The organism is Paracoccus sp. T5 (assembly GCF_048538155.2).
Lineage (GTDB): Bacteria > Pseudomonadota > Alphaproteobacteria > Rhodobacterales > Rhodobacteraceae > Paracoccus.
This window is the reverse complement of sequence record NZ_CM135809.1, coordinates 2,145,709-2,162,867: the sequence shown is the minus strand read 5'-3', so window position 1 is coordinate 2,162,867 and position 17,159 is coordinate 2,145,709. Positions and strand designations below refer to the sequence as shown.

Genomic DNA, 17,159 nt, shown 5'->3' with positions numbered 1-17,159 from the left:
CTCACCAGCGCCGGAAACGGCGCATCCGGCGCCCGGATAGCTCAGTTGGTAGAGCAGCGGATTGAAAATCCGCGTGTCGGCGGTTCAAATCCGTCTCCGGGCACCATCTTCCTCCCTCTATGCACCAGTGCCGACAGACGAGCATGTCTTGCGCTGTTCGAGACAGCAGGGCGCCGCGCGCGGCGGCCGGCAGTGATGTTCCTGAAGCGTTGTGATGCGCGCGATCCATGTGGCGCTGGCGGGGAAGGTGGTAGGCCCGGCAGGACTTGAACCCGCAACCAAGGCGTTATGAGCGCCCTGCTCTGACCAATTGAGCTACAGGCCCCCGCAGCGAGGTTCTGGGTAATGCCAGGATGCGCCCGGGTCAAGCGCTTGGGCGTTGCCCCGGAGGCAGGCTTCCGCTATCGGAGGGCCGACATCAGCCGGGGGCCGCCATGACGAAGAACGGGATCAGCTATCGCGACGCGGGGGTCGACATCGACGCCGGAAACGCGCTGGTCGAGCGTATCAAACCTGCCGCAGCGGCGACCGCGCGGCCGGGGGTAATGGATGCGCTTGGCGGCTTTGGCGCGCTCTTCGACCTGAAGGCCGCGGGCTATGACGACCCGATCCTGGTCGCGGCCACCGACGGCGTGGGGACCAAGCTGCGCATCGGCATCGATACCGGCCACCTGGACGGGCTGGGCCAGGACCTGGTGGCGATGTGCGTGAACGACCTGGTCTGCCAGGGCGCCGAGCCGCTGTTCTTCCTTGATTATTTCGCCACCGGCAAGCTGTCGGTCGACGAGGGGGCCCGCGTGGTCCAGGGCATCGCGCGCGGCTGCCAGGCGGCGGGCTGTGCGCTGATCGGCGGCGAGACGGCCGAGATGCCGGGCATGTATCACGACGGCGACTTTGACCTGGCGGGCTTTGCCGTGGGCGCGATGAACCGGGGCTCGGCGCTGCCTGCGGGCGTGGCGCAGGGCGACGTGCTGCTGGGCCTGGCCTCGGACGGGGTGCATTCCAACGGCTATTCGCTGGTCCGCAAGGTGGCCGAACATGCCGGCCTGACCTGGACCGACGCGGCCCCCTTTGCCGACGGCACCCTGGGCGAGGCGCTGCTGACGCCCACGCGGCTTTACGTCAAGCCCGCGCTGGCCGCGATCCGGGCGGGCGGCGTTCATGCGCTGGCCCATATCACCGGCGGCGGGCTGACCGAGAACCTGCCGCGGGTGCTGCCCGCCGATCTGGGCGCCGACATCGACCTGACCTCGTGGCAGCTGCCGCCGGTCTTCCGCTGGCTGGCCGAGGCCGGGGGCATCGAACAGGCCGAGATGCTCAAGACCTTCAACAGCGGCATCGGCATGATCCTGGTCGTGGCGGCCGACCGCGCCGATGCGCTGACCGATCTGCTGGCCGGGCAGGGCGAGATGGTGCACCGTCTTGGCACCGTCACGGCCGGCGCCGGCATCCGCTATTCCGGCACGCTTGCGTGACACGCGTCGCGATCCTGATCTCCGGCGGCGGCTCGAACATGCTGCGGCTGGTCGAGGACATGACGGGCGATCATCCGGCCCGCGCCGTGCTGGTCGCCTCGAACGATCCCGGGGCGGCGGGCCTGGCGCGGGCGGCGGCACTTGGGGTGCCGACGGCGGCGGTCGATCATCGCGATTTTCCGCGCGACAGGGCCGGTTTCGAGGCGGCGCTTCTGGCGCCGCTGCTGGAGGCCGAACCCGACATCCTGTGCCTGGCGGGCTTCATGCGCATCCTGACGCCCGGCTTTGTCGAACGCTTTGACGGGCGGATGCTGAACATCCACCCTTCGCTGCTGCCGAAATATCCGGGGCTGCACACCCATGCCCGCGCGATCGAGGCCGGCGATGCCGAGGCGGGCGCCACGGTCCACATGGTCACGCCGGAACTGGATGCGGGGCCGATGCTGGGCCAGGCGCGGGTGCCGGTCCTGCCGGGCGACACGCCCGACACCCTGGCCGCGCGCGTCCTGGTGCAGGAACACCGGCTCTATCCGGCGGTGCTGCGGCGCTTTGCGGCGGGCGACCGGACGCCTGTCCTGCTCTAGCGCAGGGTCACAGCCACAGCCGCGACAGGGCGTCCAGCGGATCGTCCTGTGTCCAGATCTCGGGCCCCAGGGCGATGAAATCCGCAATGGGCGACAGCTGGGCGATCAGGTCGCGGGTGATCGCGCCTTCGGCCACGACCGGAACCTCGATCGTTTCGGACCACCACTGGAACAGGTCCAGCGGCGCAGGCTCGCCGCGATAAAGGGCGGATTCGCTGACCGGACCAAAGGCCACGTAATCGGCCCCGCTTTCGCCGGCCGACATCCCCTCGTGGCGCGAACTGCCGCAAAAGGCGCCCACGATCGCGTCCTCGCCCAGTTCCTTGCGGGCATAGCGCACGCTGCGCGCGCCGTCCGTCAGGTGCACACCGTCGAGCCCGTGCCGCTGCGCCAGCTTGATGTGGTCGTCGATCACCACCGCCACGTCCCGCGCATGGGCGATCTCTCGGGCCAGGTCGGCCAGGCGGCCCAGCTCGTCCTCTTCGGCGCCGCCGCGGATCCGCAGGCAGGCCGGAGCAAAGCGGTCCATCACCTCGGCCAGCATCGGCCCCAGGGCCGAGGCCTGGGCCCCGGCCGGCGTCATCAGATACAGTTGCGGTGCATCGGTCATCGCGCATCTCCTTTTGTCGCAGATAGCGCAGCTTGCCCGCCGCCGCCAGACGGACTAGATCCCGGGCCATGCAAATCGAACGCCAACCCGTGATCATCCTGGTCCGCCCGCAAATGGGCGAAAACATCGGCGCCGCCGCGCGCGCCATGCTGAATTTCGGCCTGACCGAGATGCGGCTGGTCGATCCGCGCGACGGCTGGCCCAACCCCAAGGCCGTGGCCATGGCCTCGGGTGCGGCGGGGCGGGTGCTGGACACGGCCCGCGTCTATCCGACCCTGGCCGCCGCGATGGAGGGCGTGGATTACGCCTATGCCACCACCGCGCGCGGGCGCGAGCTGACCAAGCCCGTCTTCACCCCCGCCACCGCCATGGCGCAGGCCCGCGCCCATCCGGGGCGCAGCGCGATCATCTTCGGCCCCGAACGGACGGGTCTGGAAAACGATGACATCGCGCGCGCCAATGCCATCGTCACGGTGCCGGTGAACCCCGAATTCCCGTCGCTGAACCTGGCCCAGGCCGTGCTGCTGATGGGTTACGAATACGGGCGCGAGATCCTGCCGCCCGAGCCTGCCCCCCATGCCCGCCGCAGCGAGGCCGAGGAACTGGCCGACCGCATCGAGATCGAGCGGCTTGGCGACCATTATGACGAAAAGCTGACCCAGGCCGGCTTCTTCTTTCCCGAGACCAAGGCCGCGCCGATGCGGCTGAACCTGCGCAACATGTGGGCGCGCCTGGCGCTGACGCGCGGCGATGTGCGCATCCTTCACGGCATGCTGCGCCAGTTGACCCGCCGATAGGCGGTCCCTAACCTCCGCCCGAAAGGAGCCCCCGCGATGGCCAAGCGACCTGTCTTCCAGGAAGTCTCGGACCCCTCCGTCAGCCGCCCCGTCCAGACCACCGGCATGATCGACGCCCGCCCCAAGGGCGCCCGCCGCGCCATCAAGCTGTGGCTGATGGTGCTGTTCGCGATGGTGCTGGCGATGATCGCCGTGGGTGGTGCGACCCGGCTGACCGGATCGGGCCTGTCGATCACCGAATGGGCGCCCGTCACCGGCACCATTCCGCCCCTGAACGCCGCCGACTGGCAGCGCGAATTCGACGCCTATCGGCAGATCCCGCAATACCAGGAGGTCAACCGGGGCATGTCCCTGGCGGAGTTCCAGTACATCTATTTCTGGGAATGGGGCCACCGCCTGCTGGGCCGCCTGATCGGCCTGGTCTGGGGCCTGGGCTTCCTGTTTTTCCTGGCAACCCGGCGCATTCCCACCGGCTGGACGCCGCGCCTGCTGGCGCTTGGGGCGCTTGGCGGGCTGCAGGGGGCGATCGGCTGGTGGATGGTCAGCTCGGGCCTGGTCGAGGGGATGACCCGCGTCGCCTCCTACCGGCTGGCCACGCATCTGGGCATCGCCTTCGTCATCCTGGGCCTGATCGCCTGGTTCGTGCTGCAACTGTCGCGGACCGAGGCGCAGCTGCTGCGCGCCCGCCGCGCCGGAGAGGCCAAGCTGTTCTCCATGTCCACGGGTCTCTTGCACCTGACCTTCCTGCAGATCCTGCTGGGCGCGCTGGTCGCGGGCATCGACGCGGGCCGCACCTATACGGGCTGGCCCACGATGGGGGGTGAATGGATCCCCGCGGCCATCTGGGACGGCACGCTCGGCTGGCGCAACTTCTTCGAGAACCCGGCCCTGGTCCAGTTCATCCACCGCATGACGGGCTACCTGCTGGCGATCTTTGCCGTCGTCGTCTGGCTGCGCGCGCGCCGCTCGCCGCATCCGGTGACGCGCGGGGCGTTCAGCGTGATGATCGTGGCGGTGGCGGCGCAGATCGGGCTGGGCATCCTGAACGTGATCCACGCCTCGCCCCTGGAACTGGCGCTGGCCCATCAGCTGGGCGCGGTCGTGCTGTTCACGCTGATCCTGCGCGCGCGCCATCACGCGCGCTACCCGATCGAAACCTCCATCCGCGGAGTCGCAAGATGAGCGCACTGACCGACCTGCTGGCCTTCCAGCGTCAGACCGAAGCGCTGTCCTCGGTCGCCGAACGGCTTGGCTGGGACCAGGAAACCGTGATGCCGCGCGGCGCCGCCGACCAGCGGGCCGAGGAAATGGGCGCCATGGAGGAGGTGCTGCACGAACGCCGCACCGATCCGCGCATCGGCGAATGGCTGGAGGCGGCCGATCCGCAGAGCCCGGCCGACCGCCGGGCGATCCAGCTGATCGCCCGCGACTTTGCCCGCACCAGCCGCGTCCCGGCGCGCCTTGCGTCGGAACTGGCGCGCCTGACCTCGCTGGCCCAGGGCATCTGGGCCGAGGCCCGCGCCAAGGACGCGCCCGAGGATTTCCTGCCGACGCTGGACCAGGTCCTGATGCTCAAGCGCGAGGAGGCCGCCTGCCTGGCCGATGGCGGTGACCTGTACGACGCGCTGCTGGACGATTACGAACCCGGCATGACCGGGGCCCAGGTCGCCGCGCTGTTCGACGCGATGCGCCCGCGCCTGGTGACGCTGCGCGAGGATGTACTGGGGGCCGACCGGCAGCCCCAGGCCCTTGGCGGGCACTTCCCGCAGGAAACGCAGCTGCGGCTGGCGCGCGCCTGTGCGACGGCCTTCGGCTATGACTGGACACGCGGTCGCATGGACCTGGCGGTGCATCCCTTCAGTTCCGGCCGCTGGCAGGACAGCCGCATCACCACGCGGGTGGTCGAGACGGACCCCTTCAACTGCCTTTATTCGACGATCCACGAGGTCGGCCATTCCAGCTATGAACAGGGAATCGACCCCGACTACGCCTTCACGCCGCTGGGCCGGGGCGTGTCGATGGGCGTCCACGAAAGCCAGAGCCGCATCTATGAAAACCAGATGGGGCGCGGCCGCGCCTTCACCGGCTGGCTGTTCACCCGCATGTCGGACGCCTTCGACGGGCTGAACATCACCGATGCGGAGGCCTTCTATGCGACGGTGAACCGCGTCACGCCGGGCTATATCCGGACCGAGGCCGACGAGGTGCAGTACAACCTGCACATCATGCTGCGCTTTGATCTGGAGCGTGACCTGATCTCTGGCCGCCTGGACAGCCGCGACCTGGTCGAGGCCTGGAACGCGCGCTTCCTGAAGGATTTCGGCGTGGCGGTGGATCGTCCGGCAAATGGCGTCCTGCAGGACGTGCACTGGTCGGTGGGCCTCTTCGGCTATTTCCCGACCTATGCGCTTGGCAACGTCTATGCGGGCTGCCTGAACCAGGCCCTGCGCGCGGCGGTGCCCGATCTGGACGCCGCCTTGGCCCAAGGCGACGCCACGCCCGGCACCGAATGGCTGCGCGAGAACCTCCAGCGCCACGGGGGCCTGATGCCGCCCGCCGATCTTGTCGAAGCCGCCTCCGGCCGCGACATCAGCCCGGAACCTCTGCTGGATTACCTGGAGCAGAAATTCGGCCGCATCTACGGCCTCTGACCGCCCGATCGGGTATTTGGACAACGAAGAAGCCCCGGGACGTGCACCTGGGGCTTCTTTGTTGGCGAAATACGCTGCGGGGGGTCCGGGGGGCACAGGGCCCCCCGGCTGCCGCGGGATGCGGGTCACTCGGCGGCGCGGGCCATCGGGTTGTTCTGGTGGCTGGTCCAATTGGCATAGCCCCCCCGCGGGATCCCGGTGCGCTTGTCGATCTCGCCGATCTCCAACTCGCGCATGGTGATGCAGTTCTCGACCGGGCAGACATCGACGCAAAGGTTGCAGGCGACGCATTCCTCCTCAATCACCTCGAAGACGCGACCGGGCTTCATGGCGATGGCTTGGTGGCTGGTATCCTCGCAGGCGGCATAGCAGCGGCCGCAGCTGATGCAGGCGTCCTGGTCGATCACCGCCTTGGTGACATAGTTCAGGTTCAGCTGCTGCCAATCGGTGACGTTGGGCACAGCCCGCCCGATCAGTTCGGGCAGGGTCATCTCGTGGCTGTCCAGATAATCGTGCAGCCCGGTGATCATCTCCTGCACGACCTTGAAGCCATAGGTCATCGCCGCCGTGCAGACCTGCACATTGCCGGCGCCAAGCGCCATGAATTCGGCCGCATCGCGCCAGGTGGTCACGCCGCCGATGCCGCTGATGGGGATGCCTGCCGTCACCGGATTGCGCGCGATCTCGGCGACCATGTTCAGGGCGATGGGTTTCACCGCCGGTCCGCAATAGCCGCCATGGCTGCCCTTGCCGTCGATGGTGGGCTGGGGCGCGAAGAGGTCCAGGTCGACCGAGGTGATCGAGTTGATCGTGTTGATCAGGCTGACCGCGTCGGCACCCCCGCGTTTCGCGGCCTCGGCGGGCTTGGTCACGTCGGTGATGTTCGGCGTCAGCTTCACGATGCAGGGCATGCGGCTGTGTTTCTTGACCCACCGCGTGACCATCTCGATGTATTCCGGCACCTGGCCCACGGCGCTGCCCATGCCGCGCTCGGCCATGCCATGGGGGCAGCCGAAGTTCAGCTCGACCCCGTCGGCGCCGGTGTCCTCGATGCGGTGCAGGATATCCTTCCAGCTGTCCTCGTCGCAGGGCACCATCAGGCTGATGATCAGCGCGCGGTCCGGATAGTCGCGCTTGACCGACTTGATCTCGCGCAGGTTCACCTCCAGCGGGCGGTCGGTGATCAGCTCGATGTTGTTGATGCCCAGAACGCGGCGGTCGGCACCGTGGATCACGCCATAGCGCGGGCCATTGACGTTCACGACGGGCGGGCCCTCGGACCCCAGCGTCTTCCACACCACGCCGCCCCAGCCGGCCTGAAAGGCGCGGCGGACGTTGTATTCCTTGTCGGTCGGCGGGGCCGAGGCCAGCCAGAAGGGGTTCGGGGACTTGATCCCGATGAAATTGCTGCGCAGGTCTGCCATGATCGGGCCCTCAGCCGGGGATTTCGACGGGACGTCCGGTCAGCCGGGCGTCGATGTCTTCTGCCGCGTCGCGGCCTTCGGCCACGGCGGTCACGGTCAGGTCGTCCCCGCCCGCGGCACAGTCGCCCCCGGCCCAGACCCCGTCCAGCGTGGTGCGGCCCGGCCCGGTGACCAGGATCTTGCCGCCCGCCAGTTCCAGCCCGCCGGGCGCGCCGTCCAGGCGCTGGCCGATGGCGCGGAAGACCTGGTCGGCCTTAAGGCGAAAGCGGTCCTCGGTTAGCACCAGCCCGTCAGGCTCGGCGCGGGTATAGGCGAACTCGACCTCGGCCGCGGCGCCGTTGCCATGGACCGCGACAGGCGCGGCGTTGCAGATGATGCGCACGCCGCTGGCCGTCGCGTGGTCCTGTTCGTGGCGGCTGGCGCCCATGCGCGACTGGTCGCGGCGATAGACGATGCTGACGTTTTCCGCGCCCAGCAGGCGGGCCTGCACGGCGGCGTCCACGGCCGTCATGCCGCCGCCGATCACCACCACGTCGCGGCCGACGGGCAGGGCGGTCAGATCAGGGGCCTGGCGCAGATCGCGGATGAAGCTGACCGCGTCCAGCACGTTCTGCCGGTCCTCTCCCTCGGCGCGCAGGGCGTTGACCCCGCCCAGTCCCATGCCCAGGAACACCGCGTCATATTCGGCCTGCAGCCCCTGCAGCGTGATGTCGCGGCCGATCGCCTGGTCGTGGCGCAGCTCGATCCCGCCGATGCCGATCAGCCAGTCGACCTCGGCCTGGGCGAACCCGTCCACGGCCTTGTAGCTGGCGATGCCGTATTCGTTCAGCCCGCCCGGCTTTGGCCGCGCCTCGAAGATCACGACGTCATGGCCCTTGGCGGCCAGACGATGCGCGCAGGCCAGACCCGCAGGGCCCGCGCCCACGACGGCCACGCGTTTGCCGGTGGGGGCGGCGCGCCTGAAGGGATGCGTGCCCTGCGCCATCAGGCCGTCGGTGGCATAGCGTTGCAGGGCGCCGATCTCGACCGGCTTGCCCTCGGCTGCCTCGCGGACGCAGGCGCCCTCGCACAGCTGTTCGGTCGGGCAGACGCGGGCGCACATGCCGCCCAGGATATTGGCGTGAAAGATCGTCATCGCCGCCGCGTCCGGGGTGCCGGTCGCGATCTGGCGGATGAACAGCGGGATGTCGATCGACGTGGGGCAGGCCGTGATGCAGGGCGCATCGTGGCAGAAATAGCAGCGGTCCGCCGCGACCCGCGCCTCGTGCCGGTCCAGGGGGGGCGCGACATCGACAAAGTTCGCCGCCAGCTCAGCGGGCGTCAGCCGCCCCGGCACGACGCCGGGCGACAGTCTTGCTTGGGACATTTTCGTCTCCTGGCTCACCTGTTGGATGGACTCACGCTGACACAGGTCCGATTTTTTATCAAATGGTAAAATATCGCCGCGCCCGCGCTGCGGAAATTTCAGGCAGGCAGGTCCAGAACTGCGGCCAGCCCGCCCAGATCCGACCGCTCCAGCCGCAGTTCCCCGCCATGCAGCGCGGCCAGATCCGCAGCGATGGCAAGGCCCAGTCCCGCCCCTGGAGGGCCGCTCTCGTCCAGGCGGGCGCCCCGGACCAGGGCCAGCGGCGCGTCGGCATCGGCCAGGCCCGGCCCGTCATCCTCGATCCGCAGGATCACGCGCCCGGGCAGGGGCCGGACGCGGATGCGCAGGCGGGATCGGCCCCATTTGACGGCGTTATCGGCCAGGTTGCCGACCATCTCCTCCAGGTCCTGGCGTTCCCCGGCAAAGGCGGCATCCTCCGGGCAATCGACTTCGGCCTGCATGTTCCGGTCCGCCAGGGGCCAGCGCAGCACCAGCAGGATGTCGTCGATGACCGGCGCGACCGGGGTCCGGGTGCCCAGGGTGCCGGGCCCTGCATGGCGCGCACGCCGCAGGTGCCAGCCGATCAGGCGGTCCATGCGCGTGATCAGCGCCTGCCCCGGGTGATCCGCGGGCAATTCGTTGGCCAGCGCGGCCAGCGGGGTCTTCAGCGAATGGGCCAGGTTGCCCAGGTGCTGCCGCGATCGCGCCAGCAGGCTAGCGTTCTGGTCCAGGGCGGCGTTGATCTCGTCCGCCAGGGGGCGCAGCTCGGAGACATCGGGCCGCGCCAGCCGCTCGGACTGTCCGGCGCGGACACGGGACAGGTCGGCGCGCAGCCGGTCGAGGCTGCGCAGCCCCGCCGCGACTTGGATCACGCTGGCCGCCGCCAGCCCCAGCCCCAGAACCGCCAACGCCACGGCCAGCGGCCGGATGATCTGGTGCAGGCTGTCGCGGATCTGCGCCATCGGCGCGGTCACGGTGACGGCGACGCGGGCATCGGTGTCGGGGATGGTCAGCTCGCGGCGCAGGATGCGCAGCGGGGCGCCGTCGGCATCCCGGCCAGGCGCCCCGGTTAGGTCGCCCAACGGCCCCTGCAGCCGCCCGTCCAGCAGTGACAGGGACCGCGCCACCGGCGCATCGTCGGCCGCCACCTGCCAGTACCAGCCCGAAAAGGGCAGGCCGAAGCGCGCGTCCAGGGGCGCATCCTCCAGCCCCACGCGGCCCTCCCGGTCCACCGCCAGCTGGCCGATCAGGCTGTCGGCGATGGCCGCGGTTTCCGCGTCGAAACGGTCGGTCACGAAATCCTTCAGCAGATGCGCGATGACCAGGAACGCGCCGAGCAGCGCCGCCGACAGCCAGACCGCCGCCAGGATCAGAAGCCGTCCCCGGATCGAGCGCATCAGCCCTGCGTCCGCAGCACGTATCCCTCGCCGCGCCGGGTCTCGATCATGCCTCCGCCGATCTTGCGGCGCAGGCGGCCGATCACCACCTCGATCGACTTGAAGTCGCGGTCGGTTTCGGCCTGATAGAGATGCTCGGACAGTTCGGTCCGGCTGACGATGCGGTTCTGGTGGTGGATCAGATAGGTCAGGATCCGCGCCTCGAAGGCGGTCAGCTTCAGCGCCACGCCGTCCAAGGTGATGACGCCCAGCTGGCTGTCCAGCCGCAGCCGGCCCGCCGGGATGACCGACCGCGCATGGCCGGCGGCGCGGCGGATCAGGGTCTGGGCGCGCAGCACGACCTCGTCCAGGCGGAAGGGCTTGACCGCGTAATCGTCGGCGCCCGCGCGAAATCCCGCGACCTTGTCGGTCCAGTCGCCGCGCGCCGTCAGGATCAGGACCGGCATGGTGATGCCGCCATCGCGCCAGCGGGTCAGCACCTCCACCCCCGGCAGGCCGGGCAGGCCCAGGTCCAGGATCGCCACGTCATAGCTTTCGGTGGCGCCCAGGAACTCGCCCTGGATGCCGTCGGCGGCGCGATCGGTGACGAAACCGGCCGATGCCATGGCCCGCGCCAGTTGGTCGGCCAGCAGCGGGTCGTCCTCGACGATCAGGGCGCGCATGCGGGATGTCCTGTGTTCAAGGCTGGCGCCTGGCCTGCAGCTGGCCACGACCCGCCACCTCCAGGAACCGACCGTCCCGGGCATCCAGGCGGATGTTCAGCATGTTGCGGGTGGGCGTCAGCAGGCGGAATTCATAGACCAGTTCGGCGCCAAGCGCGCGTTCGCGGGGGGCGGGGGGGCGCACCGCGGCCGCCACCACGCGGCCTTGGTAGCGGGCGGTGACACGGTCCGCGAGCCTGTGGAAGGGCATGGGGCGAAAGCTGCCGGCCCGAGGCTCGGGCGGCGGCATGTCCTGCCCCGCCGCCGCGAGGGGCAGCGCCAGCGTCATCAGGACCGGAATCAGGGCAAGCCGCATAATTTCGCCACTATGCCCGGTCCTGCCCAAATGAAAACCAAACAGCGCATTGGCGTTTGGTTCGGGCAGCTTGCGCTAGAACCGAAATGTCCGCTGCCGGCACTGGCCCTGCAGTTCAGAACCAACAGGAGAAGACCATGAGCTTGAAGACATTTGCCGCCTCCACCGCGCTGATCGCCCTGATGGCGGCCGCGCCCACCCTGGTCCCGGCGCTGGCGCAGGAGGCGGCCGAAGCCCCGGCTGCGCAGGCTCCGGCTGCGCAGGCTCCGGCAGCGCAGGCTCCGGCAGCGCAGGCTGTCCCGGCCGCCATCGAGGCGCTTGGCTTGGAGCAGTTGGCCCAAAGGAACCTGCGCGACGGCCGCCGCCAGTTCACCGGCGTCCTGCCCGACGGCACCCGGATCGAGGCGCGCGTCGATGCCCAAGGCGCGCTGATGGGCGTCATGGCCGAGGAAGGCGCCTTGCCCCAGGGCATCCTCGACGGGCTGCTGCCCCAGGCCATCCGCGCCAGCCAGGTCTATGCCCAGTTCGACAGCCTCGACGGGGTCCGGCTGGCCGACGGACGGTTCGACCTGAAGGGCCAGGATGCCTCCGGCACCGGGATGCGCGCCCAGTTCGACAGTGCCGGGATGCTGCTGCGCTTTGGCCGCGAGGGAGAGGGGCGCGACATGGGACAGGGCAGGGGCGGCCCTCAGGGTGAACATGCCCCTGGCGAACATGCGCGCGGGGATCATGGCCGTGGTGAACATGGTCGGGGTGCGCATGGCGAGGGGCGGCACGGGCAGGGCCACGGGACCTCGGGCATGGCCGATCACGGCATGCGGGGCATGCACGGCCAGCAGATGCCGCGCGGCGATCGTCCTGCCGCCGCGATCACCTTTGACACGGCCGCCGCGAACCAGCGCCTGTCCGAGGCGGGCTATACCGCCCTGGGCCTCCTGCGCCAGCAGGGGCCACGCGTCCTGCTGGACGCCACCAACCCCCAGGGCGAGGCCGTCACGCTGGAACTGGACCGCGGCGGCGAGGTGGTGCGCGAAAGCGCCCGCTGATCCCTGCCTTTCCTGTCGTGCTCCACAGGCCGTCCCACAGGGGGCGGCCTTTTTCGTTGCGGCGCAGCCTGAACAAGAAGCTTCCCAGTCCGGGCTTTCGCGGTCTAGGCTGCGCGCAAGCCGATGCCCTGGTGTGACGTCATCTGGCCGTCATGCGCCATCGCTAACGGGTGAAGGCTGGTGACATCATCAAGGAGGATCATTTCCATGACACGGATCGACCGACGCGGGCTGCTTCGCGGGGCTGCGGCCACGGCAGGCGTGGCGCTGGCCTCGCCCTATCTGGCCCGGGGCGCCATGGCGCAGGGTGCGGGCACGGTGAACATCTTTGCCTGGGCGGGCTATCTGAACGACGAGATCCTGGGCGCCTTTCAGGAGGCGACCGGCATCACCCCGAACTTTACCCCCTATGGCACCAATGATGAACTGCTGAACCAGCTGCGCGCCAATAACGGCGCCGGGTTCGACCTGATCTGGCCGACCGTGGACCGCGTGCCGAACTATGTCGAATTCGGCCTGGTGCAGCCCATCGACGAATCGCGCATCGAAGTGGCCAAGGTCTTGCCCAGTGCTTGGGAGAATTCGGTCAACCTGGGCGCGGTCGTGGACGGCAAGCGCTATCAGGTGCCGACCGACTGGGGCACCGAGGCGATCGCCTTCGACCGCGAGCAGATGCCGCTGGAATACGGCAGCGCCTCCTATGGCGACATCTGGAACGAGGGCGCGCAGGCGACCGTGCGCGCGCATTCCGCGCTGATCGGGCTGGGCCTGTGGCTGGAGGCCGAGGGCAAGCTGCCGCGCCCGCTGCTGGACGCCTTCAAGACCCCCGAGGCGCAGACCGAGATCTTTGACGTGATCCTGGCCGAGGCGATCGCCCGCAAGGAGAACATCATCCAGTTCTGGAACAACGAGAACGAGGCCCAGGGCGCCTTCCGCGTCAACGGTGCCAATATCGGCCAGACCTGGGATTCGACCGCCGCGACCCTGCAGCGCGAGGGCATGCCGATCGGCTTCATCGCACCCAAGGAAGGCGCCCTGGCCTGGATGGAGGGCCTGTCGATCCCGACAGGGGCCGAGAACCTGGACAACGCCTATGCCTTCATCAACTGGTTCCTGACGCCGGAAGCCGGCGCCATGTACACCAACGCCACCTCGATCAACTCCACCGCGGTGGGGTCTGATCAGCTGATCTCGGAGGAGGCCAAGGCCTTTTTCGCCGCCGCCTATCCGGGCGACGCGCTGGAGAAGCTGTGGTGGTGGCCGATCCAGGAAAGCTGGTACATCACCAAGCGCAACGAATATCAGGACCGCTTCCTGTCGGCCTGACGACTGACCGGGGCGGCCCGCGCCGCCCCCTTTCAACTAGGGAGAGACGATGTCCCATTCCGTGGAACTGGCCGGGATCGGCATGACCTTCGGCACGACCCGCGCGGTCAGCGATGTCAGCTTCAGGGTCGAGGCCGGAGAGTTCTTTTCGATCCTGGGCCCCTCCGGCTGCGGCAAGACCACGATCCTGCGGATGATCGCGGGCTTCATCGAACCGACCGAGGGGCGCGTGCTGATCGGTGATCGCGACATGAAGGGCCTGGGTCCGAACCAGCGCCCGACCGCGATGATCTTTCAGTCGCTGGCCCTGTTTCCCCTGATGTCGGTGCGCGACAATATCGCCTTCGGGCTGGAGGCCCGCGGCGTGGGCCGCGCGGAACGGCGCGCCAAGGCCGACGACCTGCTGCGCCTGATCGCGCTGGAGGGATACGGCGACCGCATGCCGGGCGAACTGTCGGGCGGCCAGCGTCAGCGCGTGGCCATTGCCCGCGCCCTGGCCGTGGAACCTGGTGTCCTGCTGCTGGACGAGCCGCTCTCGGCGCTGGACCTCAAGCTGCGCCAGCACATGCGGGCGGAACTGCGCGCGCTGCAAAAACGCACCGGCGTCACCTTCATCTATATCACCCATGACCAGTCCGAGGCCTTGGCCATGTCGGACCGCGTGGCCGTGATGTCGTCGGGCCTGCTGCAGCAGGTGGCCAGCCCGCGCGAACTCTATGACAATCCTGCCACCCCCTTCGTCGCGCGCTTCGTGGGCGAAACGAATGCCTTGGCCGGCCGCATCACCGCGCTGGAGGGGGGCCGCGCGCAGATCCAGACCGATCTGGGCGGCCTGACCGGGCGGGCCGGGCGGGGCCTGGCGGTGGGGCAGGCGGGCACCATCTATATCCGTCCCGAGGCGCTGATCCCCGGCCACGGCACAAATGCCCTCAGCGCCGAGATCGAGCGCGTCGATTTCGAGGGCGCATTCGCGCTGGTCCATGGCCGCTTTGCCGATGGCGCGGCGCTGGCGGCCTCGGTGCCCTCGACCCGGCTGGCGGATGCGCCCTTGCCCGGGCAGCGCGCGGCCTTTGGCTTTGCCCCCGAACATGCGGTGGTGCTGGGCGATGGGTGATCTGAAAAACCGTTTCGGGTCCGGACTTTCCACGATCTTCCTCATCCTTGTCATGTTCTGGCTGGCGGTGATGGTGCTGGCCCCGAACCTGATGATGATCGATTACGCGCTGCGGCCCAACCTGCCGCCGGCGGCACTGGGCGGCCCCAACGACAGCTATTCGCTGGCCAATATCCTGTATCTGGCAGGAGAGCCGACCCATCGCGCGATCTTCTTCAAGACGATCTGGGCCAGCGGGCTGGTTGCGGCGGTGACCTTCCTGGTCTGCTATCCCATCGCCTTCTGGATGGCGCAGCGCGCGCCGACCGGTCAGCTGGCCATCGCGATGATGCTGATCATCATCCCCTTTTTCATCAACGAGGTCCTGCGCACGCTGGCCTGGTTCATCATCCTGGCCTATCGCGGCCCGCTGAACGCGGTCCTGACGAATATCGGCCTGATCGACGCGCCCATCCGCTGGCAGGGCGACGGGGGCGTGCTGGCGGCGATGGTCTACGCCTATATCCTGTTCATGCTGCTGCCGATCTATAACGCCATAGAATCGCTGGAAAAAGCCCAGATCGAGGCCGCGCGCGACTTGGGCGCCTCGCCTTGGCGCATCCATACCCGGGTGGTGATCCCCCACGCCAAGGCAGGCATCGCCACGGGCTTCGTCTTCACCTTCATGCTGGCGGCGGGCAGCTATGTCGCGCCCGCGCTGCTGGGATCGCCCGGCAGCCGCTGGTTCACGGAAATCATCTACAACTGGTTCTTCGAGGGCGGTGACTGGAACCGCGGCGCGGCCTATGCACTGGTGCTGCTGATCCTGTGCCTCGCCGTGGTGCTGATCACGCTGCGGCTGTTCCGCGTCAACCTGACGGATGTGGCGAAATGAGGGCGGACCGGATCTTCAACGCGATGTTCTGGCTGTACCTCATTGTTTTCGCGACCTATCTGTTCGCGCCGCTGATCATCATGGGCGCCGCCAGCTTCAACGAGAGCCGCTTTCCGACCGTGATCCCGTGGCAGGGCACGACGACCGACTGGTTCCGCGCCATGTGGGCCGATGCCGCCATGTGGCAGTCGCTGTGGACATCCGTGCTGGTGGCGGTCTGCGTGGTGGTGATCGTGGTGCCGGTGGGCACGGCGGCGGCCTTGGTCCTGACGTCCCTGCATGCGCGGGCGCGCAGTTTCGCCTATGCGGTCATGGTGTCGCCGCTGCTGACGCCGGGGGTGGTGATCGGCATCTCGACCCTGATCCTGTGGCGGCAGATGGGCGTCGGCGGCGGCGTCTTCCTGATCGTGCTGGCGCAATCGACCTTCATCATCTGCTACGTGATGCTGATGGTCATGGCGCGCCTGCAGCGGTTCGACCGCACGCAGGAGGAGGCGGCCCTGGGCCTGGGCGCATCGCGCGTGATGGTGTTCCGGCGCGTCACGCTGCCCTTCCTGCGGCCGGCACTGGTGGCCTCCGCGGGCCTGGCGGTGCTGCAATCGGTCGAGAACTACAACACGACCCTGTTCGTGCGCGGGTTCGAGACGCCGCTGACCGTCTTCATCGCCACCAAGGTAAGGACCGGCCTGACCCCGGCGGTGAACGCGCTGGCGCTGGTCATCATCGTCGCGACCGTCATCGGCGCCATCGCCTATGAGGTCGCGCGCCGCCGCAAGGCCGCGTCGGCGGCTCCCTAGACGTTCGTCAGCATCAGGTCGGCGGGCCGGCTGGCGGACAGGACCAGTTCCATGTTGGGCAGGTCGTTGCCCTCCAGCTTGGCGCGGGCCTGATCGGCCGGCAGGTCGCGCCACCGCGCGGCCAGGCGCGCGCGCAGCACCGGTTCGGGCACGTCCAGCATGACGGTCAGGGCGAAACGGCGATGCAGGTCGCGCCAGCCGGGGCGGTCCAGCAGAAGGTAATTCCCCTCTACCAGGATCAGCCGCGCTTCGGGGGCGATCTCGCGGGCAGCAGCGCGGGAAATCTCCAAGCGGCGATCAAAGACCGGGACCAGCACTTCACGGCCGTCATCGGCAGCCAGCCGGTCCAGCATGACCGCGAACCCGTCCAGGTCGAAGGTCTGCGGCGCCCCTTTGCGTGCCAGTTCGCCCCGCGCCGCCAGCAACCCGTCATCCAGGTGATAGCCGTCCATCGGCAGCAGCGCCGCCCCCGGCAGCGCCGCCAGCAGCGCATCCGACAGGTGGCTTTTCCCCGCACCGGGCGGGCCGGCCAGCGCCACCAGGTGCCGCTGCGTCCCCTGCGTCAGCAGGGCCAGCCGCTGCTGCAATCCGGCCAGATCGATCGCCTGTGTCATCCTGTGTCCCCCCTGTCGTGCCGCATGTTCCCCCAGTTGCGACACGCGGGCAAGGGCAGGGCGGGCT

At 68.9% G+C, this 17,159-nt stretch carries 17 protein-coding genes and 2 tRNA genes; 11 read left to right on the top strand and 8 right to left on the bottom strand.

The features are described 5' to 3' along the window. The first annotated feature begins 30 nt into the window (after positions 1 to 30). Positions 31 to 106 (top strand) — tRNA-Phe (locus ACNR9W_RS10690). A gap of 142 nt (positions 107 to 248) precedes the next feature. On the opposite strand, the gene ACNR9W_RS10685 is transcribed toward ACNR9W_RS10690, so the two are convergent. Further along, positions 249 to 325: transfer RNA gene (locus ACNR9W_RS10685), tRNA-Ile, on the bottom strand. Between the two features lie 109 nt (positions 326 to 434). Between ACNR9W_RS10685 and purM the strand changes: the two genes are divergently transcribed. Next, the gene (gene purM, locus ACNR9W_RS10680) at positions 435 to 1,475 is read left to right on the top strand and encodes a phosphoribosylformylglycinamidine cyclo-ligase (protein ID WP_419267336.1); all 1,041 of its coding nucleotides are present in this window, start codon (positions 435 to 437) and stop codon (positions 1,473 to 1,475) included. Then, positions 1,472 to 2,059: a phosphoribosylglycinamide formyltransferase gene (purN, locus tag ACNR9W_RS10675; protein WP_419267337.1), complete on the top strand. Its 588-nt coding sequence runs from the start codon at positions 1,472 to 1,474 to the stop codon at positions 2,057 to 2,059. Before purM ends, purN begins: the two co-directional genes overlap by 4 nt. Positions 2,060 to 2,066: 7 nt before the next feature. Here the strand turns inward: purN and ACNR9W_RS10670 are convergent, their stop codons facing one another. Then, positions 2,067 to 2,669, bottom strand: coding sequence for a thiamine phosphate synthase (locus ACNR9W_RS10670; protein WP_419267338.1), 603 nt, complete (start codon positions 2,667 to 2,669; stop codon positions 2,067 to 2,069). Positions 2,670 to 2,737: 68 nt separating this feature from the next. Between ACNR9W_RS10670 and ACNR9W_RS10665 the strand changes: the two genes are divergently transcribed. The 3 genes from ACNR9W_RS10665 to ACNR9W_RS10655 are packed head-to-tail and all read left to right on the top strand — an operon-like array spanning position 2,738 to position 6,117. Beyond that, the gene (locus tag ACNR9W_RS10665; RefSeq protein WP_419267339.1) at positions 2,738 to 3,466 is read left to right on the top strand and encodes an RNA methyltransferase; all 729 of its coding nucleotides are present in this window, start codon (positions 2,738 to 2,740) and stop codon (positions 3,464 to 3,466) included. Positions 3,467 to 3,502: 36 nt separating this feature from the next. Beyond that, entirely contained in the window at positions 3,503 to 4,648 is a 1,146-nt protein-coding gene (ctaA, locus tag ACNR9W_RS10660; protein ID WP_419267340.1) for a heme A synthase, read from the top strand. Continuing rightward, positions 4,645 to 6,117: a carboxypeptidase M32 gene (locus tag ACNR9W_RS10655; RefSeq protein WP_419267342.1), complete on the top strand. Its 1,473-nt coding sequence runs from the start codon at positions 4,645 to 4,647 to the stop codon at positions 6,115 to 6,117. The genes ctaA and ACNR9W_RS10655 overlap by 4 nt, the downstream gene beginning before the upstream one ends. 125 nt (positions 6,118 to 6,242) lie before the next feature. Here the strand turns inward: ACNR9W_RS10655 and preA are convergent, their stop codons facing one another. From preA to ACNR9W_RS10630, 5 genes are all read right to left on the bottom strand, one after another. Continuing rightward, entirely contained in the window at positions 6,243 to 7,541 is a 1,299-nt protein-coding gene (gene preA / locus ACNR9W_RS10650) for an NAD-dependent dihydropyrimidine dehydrogenase subunit PreA (protein ID WP_419267343.1), read from the bottom strand. Positions 7,542 to 7,551: 10 nt separating this feature from the next. Further along, the gene (locus ACNR9W_RS10645) at positions 7,552 to 8,907 is read right to left on the bottom strand and encodes an NAD(P)-dependent oxidoreductase (protein ID WP_419267344.1); all 1,356 of its coding nucleotides are present in this window, start codon (positions 8,905 to 8,907) and stop codon (positions 7,552 to 7,554) included. A gap of 98 nt (positions 8,908 to 9,005) precedes the next feature. Then, positions 9,006 to 10,304: a sensor histidine kinase gene (locus tag ACNR9W_RS10640; protein ID WP_419267345.1), complete on the bottom strand. Its 1,299-nt coding sequence runs from the start codon at positions 10,302 to 10,304 to the stop codon at positions 9,006 to 9,008. Next, positions 10,304 to 10,966 (bottom strand): response regulator transcription factor, encoded by a 663-nt coding sequence (locus ACNR9W_RS10635; RefSeq protein ID WP_419267346.1) that lies wholly within the window; start codon positions 10,964 to 10,966, stop codon positions 10,304 to 10,306. The genes ACNR9W_RS10640 and ACNR9W_RS10635 overlap by 1 nt, the downstream gene beginning before the upstream one ends. 16 nt (positions 10,967 to 10,982) lie before the next feature. Then, complete coding sequence (locus tag ACNR9W_RS10630; protein WP_419267347.1) at positions 10,983 to 11,321, bottom strand: PepSY domain-containing protein; 339 nt, start codon at positions 11,319 to 11,321, stop codon at positions 10,983 to 10,985. A 137-nt stretch (positions 11,322 to 11,458) separates the two neighbouring features. On the opposite strand from ACNR9W_RS10630, the gene ACNR9W_RS10625 reads away from it, so the two are divergent. From ACNR9W_RS10625 to ACNR9W_RS10605, 5 genes are all read left to right on the top strand, one after another. Then, positions 11,459 to 12,367, top strand: a complete 909-nt coding sequence (locus tag ACNR9W_RS10625) for a hypothetical protein (RefSeq protein ID WP_419267348.1) — start codon at positions 11,459 to 11,461, stop codon at positions 12,365 to 12,367. A 207-nt stretch (positions 12,368 to 12,574) separates the two neighbouring features. Next, complete coding sequence (locus ACNR9W_RS10620) at positions 12,575 to 13,693, top strand: extracellular solute-binding protein (RefSeq protein WP_419267349.1); 1,119 nt, start codon at positions 12,575 to 12,577, stop codon at positions 13,691 to 13,693. Positions 13,694 to 13,742: 49 nt separating this feature from the next. Further along, positions 13,743 to 14,807, top strand: coding sequence for an ABC transporter ATP-binding protein (locus tag ACNR9W_RS10615; RefSeq protein WP_419267350.1), 1,065 nt, complete (start codon positions 13,743 to 13,745; stop codon positions 14,805 to 14,807). Then, complete coding sequence (locus ACNR9W_RS10610) at positions 14,800 to 15,681, top strand: ABC transporter permease (protein ID WP_419267351.1); 882 nt, start codon at positions 14,800 to 14,802, stop codon at positions 15,679 to 15,681. The genes ACNR9W_RS10615 and ACNR9W_RS10610 overlap by 8 nt, the downstream gene beginning before the upstream one ends. Further along, on the top strand, positions 15,678 to 16,478 hold the full coding sequence (locus ACNR9W_RS10605; RefSeq protein WP_419267352.1) for an ABC transporter permease: 801 nt from the start codon (positions 15,678 to 15,680) through the stop codon (positions 16,476 to 16,478). The genes ACNR9W_RS10610 and ACNR9W_RS10605 overlap by 4 nt, the downstream gene beginning before the upstream one ends. Here ACNR9W_RS10605 and ACNR9W_RS10600 read toward each other — a convergent pair. Then, positions 16,475 to 17,092, bottom strand: a complete 618-nt coding sequence (locus ACNR9W_RS10600) for a nucleoside/nucleotide kinase family protein (RefSeq protein ID WP_419267353.1) — start codon at positions 17,090 to 17,092, stop codon at positions 16,475 to 16,477. The two genes, ACNR9W_RS10605 and ACNR9W_RS10600, sit on opposite strands and share 4 nt — an antisense overlap. Positions 17,093 to 17,159 lie beyond the last annotated feature (67 nt).